This is a genomic window from Plantibacter sp. MPB07, assembly GCF_046619465.1.
Lineage (GTDB): Bacteria > Actinomycetota > Actinomycetes > Actinomycetales > Microbacteriaceae > Plantibacter > Plantibacter auratus.
Window position 1 is genome coordinate 3,811,947 of the sequence record NZ_CP177043.1, and the last position, 16,404, is coordinate 3,828,350.

General features: G+C 70.9%; 14 protein-coding genes. 12 read left to right on the forward strand and 2 right to left on the reverse strand.

Annotation, left to right across the window (positions count from 1 at the left end):
- Positions 1–7 precede the first annotated feature (7 nt).
- The 6 genes from dnaK to ACLIME_RS17885 all read left to right on the forward strand — a co-directional run bounded on the left by dnaK (position 8) and on the right by ACLIME_RS17885 (position 5,969).
- Positions 8–1,870, forward strand: a complete 1,863-nt coding sequence (dnaK, locus tag ACLIME_RS17860; protein ID WP_411557796.1) for a molecular chaperone DnaK — start codon at positions 8–10, stop codon at positions 1,868–1,870.
- 2 nt (positions 1,871–1,872) lie between these two features.
- Positions 1,873–2,547: a nucleotide exchange factor GrpE gene (locus ACLIME_RS17865; protein WP_079704947.1), complete on the forward strand. Its 675-nt coding sequence runs from the start codon at positions 1,873–1,875 to the stop codon at positions 2,545–2,547.
- A gap of 2 nt (positions 2,548–2,549) precedes the next feature.
- Complete coding sequence (locus tag ACLIME_RS17870; protein ID WP_079704948.1) at positions 2,550–3,551, forward strand: DnaJ C-terminal domain-containing protein; 1,002 nt, start codon at positions 2,550–2,552, stop codon at positions 3,549–3,551.
- A gap of 30 nt (positions 3,552–3,581) precedes the next feature.
- Positions 3,582–3,998, forward strand: a complete 417-nt coding sequence (locus ACLIME_RS17875) for a heat shock protein transcriptional repressor HspR (protein WP_064297156.1) — start codon at positions 3,582–3,584, stop codon at positions 3,996–3,998.
- A 90-nt stretch (positions 3,999–4,088) separates the two neighbouring features.
- Entirely contained in the window at positions 4,089–4,730 is a 642-nt protein-coding gene (locus ACLIME_RS17880) for a hypothetical protein (protein WP_079704954.1), read from the forward strand.
- A 39-nt stretch (positions 4,731–4,769) separates the two neighbouring features.
- Complete coding sequence (locus ACLIME_RS17885; protein WP_411557797.1) at positions 4,770–5,969, forward strand: class I SAM-dependent methyltransferase; 1,200 nt, start codon at positions 4,770–4,772, stop codon at positions 5,967–5,969.
- A 90-nt stretch (positions 5,970–6,059) separates the two neighbouring features.
- Here ACLIME_RS17885 and ACLIME_RS17890 read toward each other — a convergent pair whose 3' ends face one another.
- Complete coding sequence (locus ACLIME_RS17890) at positions 6,060–7,532, reverse strand: hypothetical protein (protein WP_411557798.1); 1,473 nt, start codon at positions 7,530–7,532, stop codon at positions 6,060–6,062.
- Positions 7,533–7,623: 91 nt separating this feature from the next.
- Between ACLIME_RS17890 and ACLIME_RS17895 the strand changes: the two genes are divergently transcribed.
- The 6 genes from ACLIME_RS17895 to ACLIME_RS17920 all read left to right on the forward strand — a co-directional run bounded on the left by ACLIME_RS17895 (position 7,624) and on the right by ACLIME_RS17920 (position 14,050).
- Positions 7,624–8,541, forward strand: a complete 918-nt coding sequence (locus tag ACLIME_RS17895; RefSeq protein WP_411557799.1) for a DUF817 domain-containing protein — start codon at positions 7,624–7,626, stop codon at positions 8,539–8,541.
- 105 nt (positions 8,542–8,646) lie between these two features.
- The gene (locus ACLIME_RS17900; protein ID WP_411557800.1) at positions 8,647–10,416 is read left to right on the forward strand and encodes a sensor histidine kinase; all 1,770 of its coding nucleotides are present in this window, start codon (positions 8,647–8,649) and stop codon (positions 10,414–10,416) included.
- Positions 10,417–10,468: 52 nt separating this feature from the next.
- On the forward strand, positions 10,469–10,753 hold the full coding sequence (clpS, locus tag ACLIME_RS17905; RefSeq protein WP_411557801.1) for an ATP-dependent Clp protease adapter ClpS: 285 nt from the start codon (positions 10,469–10,471) through the stop codon (positions 10,751–10,753).
- The gene (locus ACLIME_RS17910) at positions 10,750–11,319 is read left to right on the forward strand and encodes a DUF2017 family protein (protein WP_079704959.1); all 570 of its coding nucleotides are present in this window, start codon (positions 10,750–10,752) and stop codon (positions 11,317–11,319) included. Before clpS ends, ACLIME_RS17910 begins: the two co-directional genes overlap by 4 nt.
- Positions 11,320–11,371: 52 nt before the next feature.
- Entirely contained in the window at positions 11,372–12,577 is a 1,206-nt protein-coding gene (locus ACLIME_RS17915) for a glycosyltransferase (RefSeq protein ID WP_137242401.1), read from the forward strand.
- 9 nt (positions 12,578–12,586) lie between these two features.
- Positions 12,587–14,050 carry an MGDG synthase family glycosyltransferase gene (locus ACLIME_RS17920; RefSeq protein ID WP_079704961.1) on the forward strand — a complete coding sequence of 488 codons (1,464 nt, stop codon included), beginning with the start codon at positions 12,587–12,589 and terminating at the stop codon, positions 14,048–14,050.
- Between the two features lie 10 nt (positions 14,051–14,060).
- Here ACLIME_RS17920 and ACLIME_RS17925 read toward each other — a convergent pair whose 3' ends face one another.
- On the reverse strand, positions 14,061–16,319 hold the full coding sequence (locus ACLIME_RS17925) for a beta-glucosidase family protein (protein WP_411557802.1): 2,259 nt from the start codon (positions 16,317–16,319) through the stop codon (positions 14,061–14,063).
- Positions 16,320–16,404 lie beyond the last annotated feature (85 nt).

Below are 16,404 nucleotides of genomic sequence, written 5' to 3' on the forward strand. Positions count from 1 at the left end.
CCAACACATGGCACGTGCAGTAGGCATCGACCTCGGTACCACCAACTCGGTGGTCGCCGTCCTCGAAGGTGGAGAACCCACCGTCATCGCCAACGCCGAGGGCTTCCGCACCACCCCCTCCGTCGTCGCATTCACCAAGGACGGCGAGGTGCTCGTCGGCGAGACCGCGAAGCGCCAGGCCGTCACCAACGTCGACCGCACCATCGCGAGCGTCAAGCGCCACATGGGCACCGACTGGAAGTTCGACGTCGACGGCAAGAAGTACACGCCGCAGGAGCTGTCCGCCCGCATCCTCGCAAAGCTGAAGCGCGACGCCGAGCAGTACCTGGGCGACACCGTGACCGACGCGGTCATCACCGTCCCCGCCTACTTCAACGACGCCGAGCGTCAGGCCACGAAGGAGGCCGGTGAGGTCGCGGGCCTCAACGTGCTCCGCATCATCAACGAGCCGACCGCCGCAGCCCTCGCCTACGGTCTCGACCGCGGCAAGGAGGACGAGCTCATCCTCGTCTTCGACCTCGGTGGCGGTACCTTCGACGTCTCGCTGCTCGAGGTGGGCAAGGACGACGACTTCTCCACCATCCAGGTCCGCTCCACCTCCGGCGACAACCGCCTCGGTGGAGACGACTGGGACCAGCGCGTCGTCGACTACCTGATCAAGCGCTTCAAGGACTCGACCGGTGTCGACGTCTCGGGCGACAAGATCGCGAAGCAGCGCCTCAAGGAAGCCGCCGAGCAGGCGAAGAAGGAGCTCAGCTCCTCAATGTCGACCTCGATCCAGCTCCCGTACCTCTCCCTCACGGAGAACGGCCCGGCCAACCTCGACGAGACGCTCTCCCGCGCCAAGTTCGAGGAGCTCACGCAGGACCTGCTCGAGCGCACCCGCAAGCCGTTCAACGACGTCATCGCCGAGGCCGGCGTGAAGGTCTCCGACATCGCGCACGTCGTGCTCGTCGGTGGATCGACCCGTATGCCCGCCGTCGCCGAGCTCGTCAAGAAGCTCACCGGTGGTCAGGAGCCCAACAAGGGCGTCAACCCTGACGAGGTCGTCGCCGTCGGCGCCGCCCTCCAGGCCGGCGTGCTGAAGGGTGAGCGCAAGGACGTGCTGCTCATCGACGTCACCCCCCTGTCGCTCGGTATCGAGACCAAGGGTGGCATCATGACGAAGCTCATCGAGCGCAACACCGCGATCCCCACGAAGCGGAGCGAGACCTTCACCACGGCCGACGACAACCAGCCGTCCGTCGCGATCCAGGTCTTCCAGGGCGAGCGCGAGTTCACCCGCGACAACAAGAACCTCGGCACCTTCGAGCTGACCGGCATCGCGCCGGCTCCGCGCGGTGTGCCGCAGGTCGAGGTCACCTTCGACATCGACGCCAACGGCATCGTGCACGTGTCCGCCAAGGACAAGGGCACCGGCAAGGAGCAGTCGATGACCATCACCGGTGGCTCGTCCCTCGGCAAGGAGGACATCGAGCGCATGGTCCGCGAGGCCGAGGAGCACGCCGCGGACGACAAGGCCCGCCGCGAGCAGGCCGAGGTCCGCAACAGCGCCGAGCAGCTCGCCTACTCGATCGACAAGCTCATCAAGGAGAACGACGACAAGCTGCCCGAGGACGTCAAGACCGACGTCCAGGCCGATGTCGACGCCCTGAAGAGCGCGCTCGCCGGTGAGGACGAGGACGCGGTGAAGACCGCGTTCGACAAGCTCAACGAGAGCCAGGTCAAGCTCGGCGAGGCGATCTACGCCCAGGCGCAGGCCTCCGAGTCCACCGCAGGAACCGAGGCCCCGGCTGAGGAGACGACCTCTGATGAGGACGTCGTCGACGCCGAGGTCGTCGAGGACGAAGACGACAAGGACAAGAAGTAACCATGACTGACGAGAACCAGAACCAGAACCAGGACGATCCCATCATCCGCGACAAGCGGCGGATCGACCCGGAGACCGGCGAGGTTCGTCAGCCTGGCACCGAGGGGGCTGACGCCGACGCGTCGGCCCCCTCGGGCGCACCTGCCGAATCCGCCGACGCCGACGCACCGGCCGCCGACGACGAGCTGACCGTCGAGGACATCCTCAACGCGGCTCCCGAGGAGCCCGTGCAGGGCGGCGACCTCTCCCCGGCCGAGCAGCTCGCTGCAGAACGCCTCGGCGACCTGCAGCGCGTCACGGCCGAGTACGCGAACTACCGGAAGCGCACCGAAGCCGGCCGCGAGGTGGAGCGCGAGCGCACCACCGGCGAGGTCGCCAAGGTCCTGCTGCCGGTGCTCGACGACCTCGACCGCGCTGACAAGCACGGCGACCTCGAGGGCGACGCCCCCTTCACGCAGATCGCGGCCAAGCTCCGCGGCGCTGCCGAGAAGCTCGGGCTGAAGCCGTTCGGAGCGGTCGGCGAGACCTTCGACCCCAACGTGCACGAGGCCATCTTCCAGCAGCCCACGCCGGGCGCCGAGGGCGAGACCGTCCTCGACGTCGTGGAGACCGGGTACCACCTGGGCTCCACCCTGCTGCGCGCCGCGAAGGTGGTCGTCGCGGTCCCGGCGAGCTAGCCATGGCGAGTCAGGACTGGTTCGACAAGGACTTCTACAAGGTCCTCGGCGTCAAGAAGGACGTGACGCCGGCGGAACTGAAGAAGGTCTACCGGAAGCTCGCCCGGCAGTACCACCCGGACTCCAACCCGGGTGATGCGAAGGCCGAGGCGAAGTTCAAGGAGATCAGCGAGGCCCACTCGGTCCTCGGCGACCCCGAGCAGCGCAAGGAGTACGACGCCGTTCGTGCCATGGGCGGTGGAGCACGCTTCACCGCCCCGGGTGCCGGCGGCGGCCAGGGCGGCTTCGAGGACGTCTTCGGGACGATGTTCGGTGGGGGCGGTGGTGGTGGCGGTCGCCAGAGCTACAGCTACCAGCAGGCGCCTCCCGGGTACGAGGACATCCTCGGCGGCATGTTCGGCCAGGGTGGCTTCGGCCAGACCTCCGGTGGTTTCCGCGGCTACGGCGGACCCACGCCGGGCCGCGACATCACCGCGCACACGACGATCGACTTCATCACGGCCACGCAGGGAGACACCATCTCCCTGCAGACCTCCGAGGGACGCACCATCAAGGTGAAGATCCCGGCGGGTGTGTCGGATGGACAGAAGATCCGCCTGCGCGGCAAGGGGCAGCCGAGTCCGGACGGCGGCGAACCCGGCGATATCGTGGTCACCGTGAGTGTCCGCAAGCATCCCGTGTTCGAACGCGACGGCCTGAACCTCCGCGTCACCGTGCCGGTCACCTTCGTGGAGGCCGCGCTCGGCGCCACGATCGAGGTTCCGACGCTCGGCGGCGACCCCGTCAAGCTGCGCGTCGCCCCCGGCACGCCGAGCGGCCGCGTCCTGCGCGTCAAGGGCCGTGGTGTCGCGACGACGAAGGGCACCGGCGACCTCCTGGCCGTCGTGCAGATCGTCGTCCCGGCCCATCTCGGCGGCGAGGCCAAGGAAGCACTCGAACGGTTCCACGAGCTGGAGCCGAAGGACAACCCCCGCGACGAGCTCATCGCCAGGGCTCGGGGCTAGTAGCCAGCAGCACACGGAAGGGCAGGGAGCATGGACGAGCATTCGCCGGTCTTCGCGATCGCGATGGCTGCCGAGCTCGCCGGCATGCACCCGCAGACCCTTCGGCAGTACGACCGGCTCGGGCTCGTGTCGCCGACGCGGACCGCAGGGAAGTCGCGCAGGTACTCGATGCGCGACATCGCCCAGCTCCGCGAGGTGTCCAGGCTCAGTGCCGAAGGCGTCAGCCTCGAGGGCATCTCCCGCATCCTGACCCTGGAGAACGAGGTCAGCTCGCTCCAGGGTCGGGTGCGGGAGCTCGAGCACGCGCTCGCCAACGCCCTGCTGCGAACCCCGGGCAACCGGGTGTTCGCCGCCGGCATGGAGGGGAGCGTCGTCCCGATGCGGAGCGGTACCCGCACCCGTCGCCGGACCGAGGTCGTCGTCTGGCGGCCGTCGCTCTCCGAGTAGCCGACCACAGCGCACTCGTGGCCGTCATCCCCCGTGGATGACGACCACGGGTGCGCTGTCGTATGTCTGCGCGCCGCGTAGGGTTGGGGCATGAGCGCGCAGCCCGTGGTGACGAAGCCGGACCCGGCGCAGACCGCACCCGCGACGGCCCGGAGGCGGCGCGGCGCCCGGCTGACCGGATTGACCGCCTACCCGCTCATGTACTTCGGCGTCATCGCGGGCGTCCTTCCGCTGCTGACGCTCGTCGTGATCGGCGCCCCGATCCTCGTCGGCGTCCTGCTCGGTGCGGGCGAGGCCGAATGGGTCGACGGCTTCTCGCGCGTGTTCGGCTTCATCCTGCTCTTCCTGACACCTCCGTTCGGCGCCTGGGTATGGGGGTACGTCGCGCTCGGGGTCGTCGCCTTCCTCGGCGGCATCGCCCTCAGCCTGCGGATCCTGCGGCGTCACGGCGTGCGTCGCGCAGGAGCCGTCACGCACTGGGGCATGTGGGCCACCGTCCCGCTGCAGCTCATCTTCGCGGTCATCAGCCTCGTGATCGTGTTCGGTGCGATCGCGTCCGTCCGAGCCGAAGACGCCAGCGGCCTCGAGACCGTCCGCGCCTTCGGCCAGGGCGTCGCCATCGCCACGGTCGTCAACCTCCTCGTCTCCGCCGGGCTCGGCGTCCTCGTCTTCCCGGCAGTCCTCCGAGCAGTGAAGGCGGAGAAGCCGGCTCGGCGCGCGCGCCGTCGGTGACGCCGTTCCTCGTATCGCGTGGCCGGTTACGCTGAGGGGATGCCCGAGTTCTCCTTCGACGCGCTGCGCCGGTTCCCCGATCACGAGGCACCCAACCTCTTCGCCGTCGACGCGACCGACCGGCTCCTGCTCGACGAAGCGGCCGCTGCCCTCGCCGGGCGGGTGCCGACGCCCGGCGAGATCGTCGTGGTCGGCGACGCCTACGGGGCGCTGACCCTCGGCGCCATCGCGCTCCGGGGGGCGACCGACGTCCGGGTCCACCAGGACGCCGCCGTCGCTGAACGCGCCCTCGCGGCCAACGCCGAACGGCTCGGCGTCGACGGCGGCTTCCGCAACCTGCCGCTCGGCGAGGAGCTGTTCACGGGCGCATCACTTGTCCTCCTCCAACTCCCGAAGCACCTCGAAGCCCTGCATGAGATCGCCGCCGCCGTGGCCCGCTGGGGCGCCGTCGACGTCCGTCTCCTGGCCGGTGGCCGGGTGAAGCACCTCACGCCCGCGATGAACGAGGTCCTCGGTCGGAGCTTTGCGACCGTCACCGCGAGCCTCGCCCGGCAGAAGTCCCGAGTGCTCCGTGCGAGCGATCCGGTGACCGCCGCCGTCGAGGGAGCGCGTGACGAGGCCGACACCACGGCCTCGACCGCGCTGCGCACCGAGCACCATGCCGACATCGGCCTGACCATCGCCGCCGCCGGCGCAGCGTTCGCCGGCACGAAGCTCGACATCGGCACCCGCTTCCTGCTGGAGGCGCTGCCGGAGATCGCGCCCGACGCCCGGACGGCCATCGACCTCGGCTGCGGCACCGGCGTCCTCGCGGTGTCGCTCGCCATCGCCCGGCCCGAGCTCGCGGTCATCGCGACCGATCAGTCCGCTGCAGCCGTCGCCTCGACCACCGCGACCATCGCCGCCAACGACGACGCCGACCGCCGGCTGGCCGAGCGCATCACGGTGCTCCGCGACGACGGCCTGTCGATGCAGCCGGACGCGTCAGCCGACCTCATCGTCCTGAACCCGCCCTTCCACAGCGGGACCACCGTCCACACGGGCGTCGCCCACGACCTGTTCGCCGAGGCCGCGCGCGTCCTGCAGCCGGGCGGCACCCTCGCCGTCGTGTGGAACTCGCACCTCGGCTATCGGGCTGCCCTCGAGCGGTTCGTCGGTCCGACGACGCAGTTCGCGCGCAACCAGAAGTTCACGGTGACGGTCTCGCGCCCCCGGGCCGTCGGCGAACCGCGTCCGTAAGTCCTGCTGCTTGGACTGCTCGGCGAGCAGCGGCCGCTCGAGCACCGGCATCGCCGACGGTCCGGGCGGGCGTTGCAGGAGTCGTGACCGTCAGGCGGCGTTCCAGAGGCGCTCGATGCGCTCGCGGAGCGCGGTCTCCTCCGGGGACTCGTCGGCGTACTCGGAAGCGTCGATGGTGATGGTGTCCGCGGCGTCGAACCACCAGGTCCCCCGCTCACCCTCGACCTCGATGCTGGTCCACGTTCCCGGAGCGACGCTCGCCTTGACCAGGCCGATCGCCGCCCCGAGCGTCGTGTCGTCGCCCGCGTGGAATTCGACGTGCAGGCGACCGACACTGCTCTCGACGGACGCCAGCGAGCCCATGGCGGTCAACCGCTCGACCAGGCCGAACAGCGCGGTCGCGTCCCCGCGAGCGCCACGCACGGAGAACGTTCCAGGGGAACCGCTCACGACGGGGCCGTCGATGCCGAGCGACTCGACGACCGACGCCTCGGGCAGGGCGTCGAGGACGTCGAGGGCGGTGCGCCCGGCGCCCGGGCCTGCGACGGTGAGCCTGACGCTGTCACTCGACGCCGCGATCGCGGTCACGCCGGGCACCGCGCCGAGCGCCTGGACGACCGGCAGCATGTCCGCCGACTGGGCACCGTCATCCCAGGTGACGATGCCGCCCTGGACCTCCACTGCGACGTCCGCCGGTACCGCACCCGTCGCCACCGCGGTCGCGGCGGCCACGTCGTCGACGCTCGCGATGCGGAGGTCGATCGTGGCCGGGGTCAGCGTGGCGCCGATGACCTCGAACTGTCCGGCGACGGCCAGGTAGGCGGCACGGGTCGTACCGGGGTCGCCGCTGACCGTCGCGTCGTCGTCGACGCCTGAGGAGATGGAGAACCGCGCGTCCCCGTCCCAGTTGGGGAAGCCGGGGGCCGCATCGTCGGCGTCGTCCTCGTCGGGTCCGGCCGGGTCGACACCGTCGTCGCTGCGGCCGCTGACGACCGCGGCGGCGTAGGCAGGCGTCGCGTCGGCGGTCGCCCTGGCCAGGTCGTAGGCGTCGAGGAAGTCCTCTCCGGGACGCGCCACGAGGGAGAGCGAGGACGCACGCGCACCGTCGGTTCCAGCGGAGGCGAGCTGCAGCTCACCGCCCGGCACGCCCTCGTCCTCGAGTGACGCGAGCAGCTCCAGCTGGGTCGCGTTGTCGGCTCGTCGGTCGAGGACGGACAGGGTGAACCCACGGACGGTGAGGTCGACTCCCTCCCACGTCGCTCCGCCGCTCCGTTTCGCCTGCTCGTTCAGGAACCCGCCGATGCGGTCCACGATCGCGCTCAGCCGATCGTCGGTGACGTCGTCGTCCATGAGCACCGACGCCGATGCCGTGCCGCTCCACGGCAGGGTGTTGCTCCCGTTCGTGTCGACATCGGCCACCTCCGGGACGCCGTCCAGGAGGTGCTCGAAGTCCCGCCCGGCGGCGGAAGCCGCGTTCACGTCGCCACAGCCCGAGAGGCCGAGGACGGCTGCCATGGCGAGCAACGCCGTGGCGGCGGTCCGGAGCGTGCGGTTCTGCGGCATGGATCCACCCTAGGAGCTGCCCGTCGCAGCCCGCGTCGGGGCGGTCCCGACGTCTCAGGTCCGCCGCGGCGTGTGCCCGTATGCTGGCCCGATGTCCGAGCCGCCCACCCCCGCAGACGGAGCGGGTCGCGACGCACGTCGGGTGGACCAGCACGAACTGACCGTGGTCGAGCGCTGGATCGACGACCGGGCCAACCGGCTCTTGCGCGACGCCTCCGACGGCGGCGCACGGGCGAAGGCCGTCGAGTTCCTCGTCTTCGGGGCGAAACAGGCATGGGCGTGCATCTTCGGCGCAGCGATGCTCGCGGTCATCGTCGCCACCCGCCTCTGGTACCCGGACGACGTCTGGCTCGCCCGGAACGATGCGCTCGTCATCGCTGCGATCGTCATCCAGGTGGTCATGATCGTCACCAGGCTCGAGACGGGCCGCGAGCTCTGGGTGATCGTCCTGTTCCACGTCGTCGGGACGGGCATGGAGCTGTTCAAGACCGGGGTGGGGTCGTGGGAGTACGACGGCGGCGGGGTCCTGCACCTCGGCTCCGTGCCCTTGTACACCGGCTTCATGTACGCGGCCGTCGGGTCGTACATGGTCCGCGTGTACCGGCTCTTCGACCTCCGGTTCGACCGCTATCCACGGGTGTGGCTCACGACGATCATCGCGGCCGGCATCTACGTGAACTTCTTCAGCCAGCACTTCATCGTGGATCTGCGATGGGTGCTGCTCGCAGCCGTCCTCGTCGTGTTCGCCCGGACGATGATGCACTTCCGCGTGTTCCGTCGGACGCACCGCATGCCCGTGCTGGTGGCGTTCCTGCTCGTGGCCTGCTTCATCTGGATCGCCGAGAACATCGGGACGATCACGGGCGCCTGGCTGTACCCGAACCAGGAGGACGGCTGGCAACTCGTCCCGCTCACCAAGCTGGTGTCATGGTTCCTCCTCATGATGATCTCGGTGGTGATGGTCACCTGGGTGTACCCGCCCAAGCGGCCCGATCGACTCCCGACCTGAGCCGCCTACTGTCAACAGTTGCTGAAGGCGGTGCGCTCACCGGGTAGGGTTCGGGAGTGAGCGACCCGATCCCGGTGATCGCTCGTCCCCTTCCGGAGAGCAGCCATGGCCCAGCGTCAGCCCCAGGACCCACGCTTCCGTGATCGTGGCGGCGCTCGGCCAGCCTCCACGCAGCCGGGCCAGGCTCGGCCCGCCCCGGCTCGACCTGCCGCCGCTCCACGGCCCGCACCACCGACCGTCGGCATCGCAGTCCCGGCCGCGGCAGCCGCACCGCTGCCGCGGACCAACCACCTCTTCGCAGGTGCGCAGTTCGCGTTCATCGCCTCGATCCTGATGCTCGGGCTGTACATCGGCCTGACCTCGACGTGGACCCTGCTGGAGCCCGACTTCCTCATCGGGCTGTCCCTGACCGCTGCGGCCACGTCCCTGCTCTTCGCCGTGCCGCCGTCAGGCAAGCTCCGTGGCCTGCTCGTGCTCGTTCCGACCATCGACATCCTCGCCGTCGGGTTCTTCCGCGACACCCTGCCGAACCTGCCGACGTCGGGTCTCCTCATCGTGATCCCGGTGCTCTGGCTCGCGGGTGGGTTCGGGGTCTCGGCACTGCCCGTGCCGGTGTTCGGAGCGATCTTCGTCTCCCTGGTGCCGGTCGCGCGCGCCGGAGCGTGGCCGACGACGCCTGGCGGGTGGGGTGCGATCTGCATCCTGCCGGCCCTGGTCCTCATCATGACCGTCACCGTGCACCTGGCCGCGCGCCAGCTCCGCGCCCACGAGGGACGCGCGCGCATCGCGCTCGCCGCGGCGACGGAAGCGGCGGCCGTCGCGACGACGGTCTCGGAATCCGTCGACGCCGCCGTCGCCTTCTTCCGGCCCGACGGCACGGTGGCGCTCCGGAATGAGGCCACGTACGAGCAGGCCCGACTGGCGGGGTTCGACCCCAAGACCCGCGCCGGCGTCCACGTCTACGGACCGGACCGGAAGACCCGGCTGCGGCCCGACGAGCAGGTCATCAACCGGGCGCTGCGCGGAGAGAGCTTCCGCGGCGATCTGTACTGGGTGGGGGAGCCGGGCGACCAGCGCGCCATCATCGGGAACGCGCGACAGGTGCACACCGACGACGGCACGTTCGTCGGCACCATCACCGTCGGTCACGACGTGACCGACCTCGCGAACGCGGTGGCGCTGCGGGAAGCGTTCCTCATCGACGTGTCCCACGAACTCCGCACCCCGTTGACGTCGATCATCGGCTACCTCGACCTCCTCACCGAGGGACATGACCTGCGGCAGCTCGGGCTCGAGCGCGAGGTCTCGACGATCCAGCGCAACGCGGAGCAGTTGTACGCGATCATCGGCGACCTGCTCGCGGCGGGCGACGCCGAGATGCGGGTGCGGATCGCCCTCACCGACGTCGCCGACATCGCCCGGCAGAGCGTGGGAGCGATCCTGCCGCAGGCGTCGGAGGCCGGTGTCGTCGTCCGAGCCGAGGTCCCGCCGCACGTTGAACTGGAGGGCGACGGTGGCCGGCTCCGCCAGGTCCTCGACAACCTGCTGTCGAACGCGGTGAAGTACACCCCGCGAGGTGGGCGGGTCGTCGTGACCGTCGCAGTGGACGGTGAGACCTGCACCGTGAACGTCGCGGACACCGGCATCGGCATCTCACCGGACGACCAGCGGCAGCTCTTCGACCGCTTCTTCCGGGCCAGGGAGGTCCGCGACGACGCGCGGCCCGGCGTCGGCCTCGGGCTGTCGATCGTGAAGTCCATCACCGAGGCGCATCATGGCTGGATCACCGTGTCCAGCCGCCCGGGCCGCGGCTCCACCTTCACCGTGACCCTGCCGCTCCGCCAGCCGCGCGCCGGCGCACCGTCCGCTTCCTGAGTCGGACCCCGGCAGGGAGGCGCTGCGGCACGCATCGTGGGAGGCTTGGAGGATGGCGCAGATCCTCGACCAGCCGATCGTCGACGAGGCGACCCTCACCATGCAGCCGTGGGTCACCATCGTGTGGAACGACCCGGTGAACCTCATGTCCTACGTCTCGCTCGTGTTCCGCAGCTACTTCGGCTACACCCACGAGGAGGCGGAGCGACTCATGCTCGCCGTGCACCACGAGGGCCGTGCGGTCGTCGCGACCGGCAACCGCGAGAAGATGGAGCGCCACGTCGAGGCCATGCACGGGTACGGGCTCTGGGCCTCGCTCGCGAAGGCCGACGCATGAGCGCCTTCGTCCGTCCGCCCGTCGGACCCGTCGTGCTCCGTCTCGACGAGCAGGAGACCTCGATCCTCGAACAGTTGGCGAGCCAGCTCGTCGACATGCTCGAGGACGCGACGCGCGCCGGGCTGGCGACCGCCGTGGAGCTCGACCCCGCCATGGCGCGACTGGTGCCGGAGGGGTACCGCGACGACCCCGAGGCCGCCGCGGAGTTCCGACGCTTCACCGCCGACGACCTCGTCGGCGGCAAGGTGACCGCGGCGCGGACCGTCCTGGCGGCGCTCACCGCCGACGCGTCCGACGCGGCTCAGCCGACGGACGTCCCGGTCGGGCACGAGGACGGTGCAGCCGTGACCCTCGAGGGCGAGACAGCCTGGACCTGGCTGCGGTTCCTCAACGACACCCGGCTCACCATCGCGGCTCGACTCGGCATCGAGGAGGACGACGCGGAGCCGTTCGACCCGTCTCCGACGAGCTCGGACGACGAGCAGGATCCGCAGCTCATGATGGCGATCTACGCCTGGCTCGGGTACCTGCAGGAGTCGATCGTCGCCGTCCTCGACGAAGCCTGAGTCGCGGCGCCGAACACCTGCGACCCGGGTGCCACGGGTAGCCTTGGTGACCATGCACATCCTCGTCTTCAGCGACCAGCACCCCGAGTCGTCCGGCGGGGCCCAGGTCTCGATCCGGCTGCAGCGGCGCTTCCTGGAGGCCGCGGGGCACACCGTCACGGTGTGCTCGCCGCGGATGCACCAGGAGCACGACGACGACCCGCACTATCTCGACACTCCCTCGATCCCCATCACGCTCGACCGCGAGTACTCGATGACCGTGCCAGGCCGGCTCACCGACCGCTGGCTCGACGCACGCCTGGCCGAGCTACCCCCGGTCGACGTCGTCCACGTGCAGGCCGACTTCTGGCAGGCGCTCACGGCCTACCGCTACGCCGAACGGCACGGGATCCCGGCCCTCCACACCATGCACAACCGCATGGACGTCGGCATCGAGCAGACCATGCCGGCGCCGGGCCTCGTCGTCGGAGCCCTGTCGTGGTGGCAGCGCCGGGTCCTCCGGCCGCGGCTCTCGACCCTGCCGACCGGCGTCTGGTCCTACCTGCAGGAGTTCGCCAAGCGTGCGGCCGTCGTCATCGCGCCGTCGCACCACTTCGCGCGCGTGCTCCGCGAGCAGGGGGTGACCGCCCACGCCGAGGTCCTGTCGACGGGCGTCGACGACGCGGTGCTCGACGAGATCCTCGACGAACGCGCGACCACGCTCCACGTGCCGCACCGACTTCCGTCGTTCGTGTGGATCGGCCGCTTCAGCCAGGAGAAGCGGCTCATGGAGTTCCTCGAGGCGGTCCGGCTCGCGGACGTCGACGCGGTGTTCCGCCTGTACGGGGCCGGACTCCTGCTCGCGAAGGCCCAGGCGTTCGTCGCACAACACGACCTCGCCGACCACGTCGTCTTCGCCGGTCGTGTCTCGTACCCCGACTCGCTGCGCGCCATCGCCGACGCCGACGCCCTCGTGCAGACGTCGATCGGGTTCGAGACGCAGGGCATGACCGTGTTCGAGGCGGCCGCACTCGGCACGCCGTCGATCATCAGCGACCCGAACATCGCGGCGGAGCTCCCGGCCGACTCGATGTGGCAGCCGACGGACGGTGGGGTCGAGGCGCTCGCCGAAGCGATCCGCCGCGCCGTCGCCGACATCGAGGCGGGTACCGCACCGGTCGTCGCACCGGGCCTCGCCCGCACCCTGCGCCAGTCGACGCAGACCACCCGCCTCATCAGCCTGTACGAGGCAGCCCTGGCGCCGGAGGCCGCGCGCTAGCATCGGCTCATGCGCAGGACATCGAAGCAGCACCCCGGACCGGATGGCGGCGAACGCGTCCTGATCCTGTCGGCCGGGGTCGGGTCCGGACACAACAGCGCCGCCGCCGCCGTGGAACAGGCGTGTGCCGGGCGTCCCGACGTCACCGAGGTCGAGGTGCTGGACGTCCTGCAGGCGAGCACCTCCCTGTACCGCGACGTCCTCGGCAAGGGGTACTTCGTGCTCGTCGAGGAGACGCCCTGGCTCGTGGAGTGGGGCTACGACCTCAGCGACGCACCGTTTCGTCGTCGCGGCCCGCTCGACCCCTGGACGCGGGCGAACGCGATGCCGGTGGTCAGCGCGATCAAACGCTTCAGACCCACGGCGATCATCTGCACCCACTTCCTCCCGGCCCAGTTGCTGGCCTCCCTCATCCTCCGCGGCGCCGTCGACGCCAGGACCGCGATCGTCACCACGGACTACGACTTCCAGGGGCTGTGGTTGACGAGCGCCTTCCACGCGCTCTTCCTCGCCCGGGAGGAGGGGCGGGTCCAGCTGACGGCCCTCGGTCTCCCGCCCGACCGCGTCGTGGCTTCGGGGATCCCCATCGCCGCCCAGCCGAGCACCCCGGCCGAGCGCGACCCGGCAGCACCGCCCATGTTGCTCATCTCGGCCGGTGCGTCCGGCGGTGACTACGCGCTCGCGGTCGTCCGACAGACGCTGCACCTGCGGTCGCCGTTCACCGCGACGATCGTGTGCGGGCGGAACGAGGCACTGCGGCGGAGCGTCGAGGACCTCATCGCGCCCGGCGACGACCGCTACACCGTGCTCGGCTTCACCGACGAGATGCCGCGGCTCCTGCGCCGAGCCGACCTGTTCATCGGCAAGCCCGGAGGACTGTCGGCGTCGGAGTGCATGGCCGCCGGTCTGCCGATGGTCCTCGTGAACCCCATCCCCGGGCAGGAGGTCCGCAACGGCGACTACCTCATGGAGCAGGGTGCCGCCGTCCGGTGCAACACCGCGACGACGATCGGGTGGAAGATCGACGGGATCCTCGGCGAGCCGGGTCGTCTGGCGCGGATGCAGGCCGCGGCCCGACGGGTCGGTCGCCCCGACGCGGCCCGCGACGTCGTCGACCGGCTGCTCGACGGTCCGGCACGACCGTTCGTCGTGACCCGGGCGGCGCAGAAGACGATCTTCGACGCGAGCGCCCGGCGGGTGGTCGCGAGCGAGCTCGAGGGCGAGTCGGCCCTCGTGCGTCTCGTCGACCCGGCGGCGTCCAGCACGGTCGCGCTGCTCCGGGCCGGTGAGCTGGACGACCTGCAGCAGCGCTACACCGGGCCGGACGGCACCCTCGTGCTGCGACGCGACGACGCGGTGCTCTCCGTCCGGCGTGACTCGCAGCGCCTGCTCCGCGCCGTCCTCGGACGGGATGAGGAGCTCGCCGTGCGGGTCGAGGGTCTCGCCGACCTCGAGTCGGCCGGCCCGAGCTGATCGGGTCGGGTCAGCCGGCTGTGCCCGGCAGTCGGGCGGGGTCGTCGTCGAGGTCGCTGTCACCGTTCCGCAGCGGGGTCGCGTCCGCCCAGGTCGACGGGCTGTGCTGGGCGGCCTGCAGTGCCCAGTCGCCGGTGCGGGGTGACCAGCGGCGGGTGACCGGGTCGCGTTCGAGCGTCGGTGTCGGATCGAGGACGACCCGGACGACGCGTTCCTCGCCCGCCTGCAGGGTCACCTTCCGGAACCCGAGGAGCTGGGCGACCGGTCGCTCGAGTGCGGTGTCGGCGGCGTAGAGCTGGACGACGGTCGACCCCTCGCGGTGACCGGTGTTCGTCACAAAGACCTCGGCGGTCCCACCGGTGTCGTCGAACCGGTGCCCGAGCAGGCGGTGGTCGATCGTCGTGTACCCGAGGCCGAAGCCGAACGGGAAAGCCGGCGTGTGACCCTCCTCGTCCAACCGCCGCTGTCCCCAGCGGTCGTCGTACACGACGGCCTTCGCCTCGCGGTCGAAGGGCGGCAGGTGTGCGGGATCGGTCGGGATCACGAACGGCAGTCGCCCGCCGGGCTCGACCACACCGGTCAGGACGTCGGCGAGCGCTCGACCACCCTCCATCCCGCCGTACCAGGCGAGGACGAGCGCCGGGACCCGGTCGCGCCAGGCCTCGGTCAGGATCGCGCTCCCGCCGATGAGCACGACGACCGTTCGCGGGTTGGCTGCGGCGACGGCCAGGATGAGGCGTTCGTCCGACGGCCGGAGCCGGAGCGAAGTGCGATCGCCGCCGCGCACGAACCGCGACGCGAGGTGCGCGACGCCCGTGATGGCGCTACGGAGTCGACCCGAGTCCAGGGCCGCCCCGAGGACGCCGACGTCGACGCCGCCGGTGACGACCGACTCGCCCTCGTCGTGCTGATCGAAGCCGACGACGACGATGGCCGTGTCGGCTGCCACCGCCGCAGCGACCGCGGCCCGCACGTTCCCGGCCGGGGTGGTCGTGATCTGCGTGTCGGGGAGTGCCTCACGGAGCCCTTGCAGCGGCGAGACGGTGGTCGGCGGACGGACGCGCGACGAGCCGTGGTCGCCGAGGTTCGCCCGGTCCGCGAGACGGCCGACCACCGCGATCCGACGGGTCGTCGCCGACAGGGGGAGGAGCGGTACGCCGTCGTCGACCGGGCGGTTGGCGAGGAGCACGATCGACTCCTCGGCGACGTGTCGGGCGAGCGCGCGGTGGGCCGAGCCGGCGACGACGTCCGCCGAGGGTTGCGGTTCGGTGCGGGTCGCGGCGTGCAGGAGGGTCGTCCGCAGGATGCGCCGGGCCGAGCGCAGGACGGTGGCGTGGTGGAGGGTGCCGGCCCGCAGGGCGGCGGGCAACTCGTGTGCCCGTCGCAGGCGGAGCGGCATCTCCACGTCCATCCCGGCTTCCAGGCTGCCGACCGCGTCATGGGTCCCGAAGACCCAGTCGCTCGTCACGAAGCCCGTGAAGCCCCACTCCTCCCGCAGCACCTCGGTGAGCAGCGGACGGTTGACGTCCATGTACTCGCCCCGCACCCGGTTGTACGCGCTCATGACCGAGTCCGCGCCGGCGTCGATCACGGCCTTGAAGTGCGGCAGGTAGACCTCGTGCAGTGCGTGGTCGTCCACCGAGACGTCGACCTCGAACCGCTCGTCTTCCATGGAGTTGAGCGCGAAATGTTTCACGCACGCCATCGTGTGGACGCGGACGCCGCGGGTCATGGCCGACCCCATCCGGCCCGTCAGCACCGGATCCTCGCCGTAGCACTCCTGTGCGCGCCCCCACGCGGGATGGCGGAGCAGGTTGACGCAGACGGACGCCGAGTAGTTCGCCCCGCGGATCCGCGTCTCCGCACCGATCGCCTCACCCACCTGCTCCTCGAGCACCGGGTCCCAGGTGGCCGCCCGCGCCATCGTCACGGGGAATGCGGTGGACTCGCCGATGACGACACCGCGGGCGCCGTCACTGAACCGGACCCCCGGGATCCCGAGCCGGGGGACGGCTCCGGCCACGAACGGACGCCGGTGGAGCAGCACGGGGATCAGCGGGAGGAGTCGGCGCGGGGAGTCGCCGTCGAGCAGACCGAGGAGCTCCGCGTCGGTCAGCCGCTCGATCAGTCGTTCGGCGCCTGCGTCGGCGTCGAGACGTCCGGCTCGGATCTCCCGCACGACCTCGTCGTAGGCGTCGCCCTCGGGTGGTCCGCCAGCGCGGCGCTGCTTCGGCGGACGCGCGTTCCGGCGCCCGGTGACGATTCCCATGCTCTGCATTCTGCACCCTCGACCGACGTGCTGAGCCCCGACGCCCGACCGCGCGATCCGCCGTGCGGTGGAGGACACCTCGGCG

Bases quoted from the DNA above. Each gene is read 5' to 3' on its own strand.
- ACLIME_RS17895 (WP_411557799.1), top strand. From the start codon at position 7,624: ATGTCCGAGCCGCCCACCCCCGCAGACGGAGCGGGTCGCGACGCACGT.
- ACLIME_RS17925 (WP_411557802.1), bottom strand. From the start codon at position 16,319: ATGGGAATCGTCACCGGGCGCCGGAACGCGCGTCCGCCGAAGCAGCGC.
- ACLIME_RS17890 (WP_411557798.1), bottom strand. From the start codon at position 7,532: ATGCCGCAGAACCGCACGCTCCGGACCGCCGCCACGGCGTTGCTCGCC.
- ACLIME_RS17880 (WP_079704954.1), top strand. From the start codon at position 4,089: ATGAGCGCGCAGCCCGTGGTGACGAAGCCGGACCCGGCGCAGACCGCA.
- ACLIME_RS17910 (WP_079704959.1), top strand. From the start codon at position 10,750: ATGAGCGCCTTCGTCCGTCCGCCCGTCGGACCCGTCGTGCTCCGTCTC.
- ACLIME_RS17875 (WP_064297156.1), top strand. From the start codon at position 3,582: ATGGACGAGCATTCGCCGGTCTTCGCGATCGCGATGGCTGCCGAGCTC.
- clpS (WP_411557801.1), top strand. From the start codon at position 10,469: ATGGCGCAGATCCTCGACCAGCCGATCGTCGACGAGGCGACCCTCACC.
- ACLIME_RS17885 (WP_411557797.1), top strand. From the start codon at position 4,770: ATGCCCGAGTTCTCCTTCGACGCGCTGCGCCGGTTCCCCGATCACGAG.
- ACLIME_RS17915 (WP_137242401.1), top strand. From the start codon at position 11,372: ATGCACATCCTCGTCTTCAGCGACCAGCACCCCGAGTCGTCCGGCGGG.
- ACLIME_RS17900 (WP_411557800.1), top strand. From the start codon at position 8,647: ATGGCCCAGCGTCAGCCCCAGGACCCACGCTTCCGTGATCGTGGCGGC.
- ACLIME_RS17920 (WP_079704961.1), top strand. From the start codon at position 12,587: ATGCGCAGGACATCGAAGCAGCACCCCGGACCGGATGGCGGCGAACGC.
- ACLIME_RS17865 (WP_079704947.1), top strand. From the start codon at position 1,873: ATGACTGACGAGAACCAGAACCAGAACCAGGACGATCCCATCATCCGC.
- dnaK (WP_411557796.1), top strand. From the start codon at position 8: ATGGCACGTGCAGTAGGCATCGACCTCGGTACCACCAACTCGGTGGTC.
- ACLIME_RS17870 (WP_079704948.1), top strand. From the start codon at position 2,550: ATGGCGAGTCAGGACTGGTTCGACAAGGACTTCTACAAGGTCCTCGGC.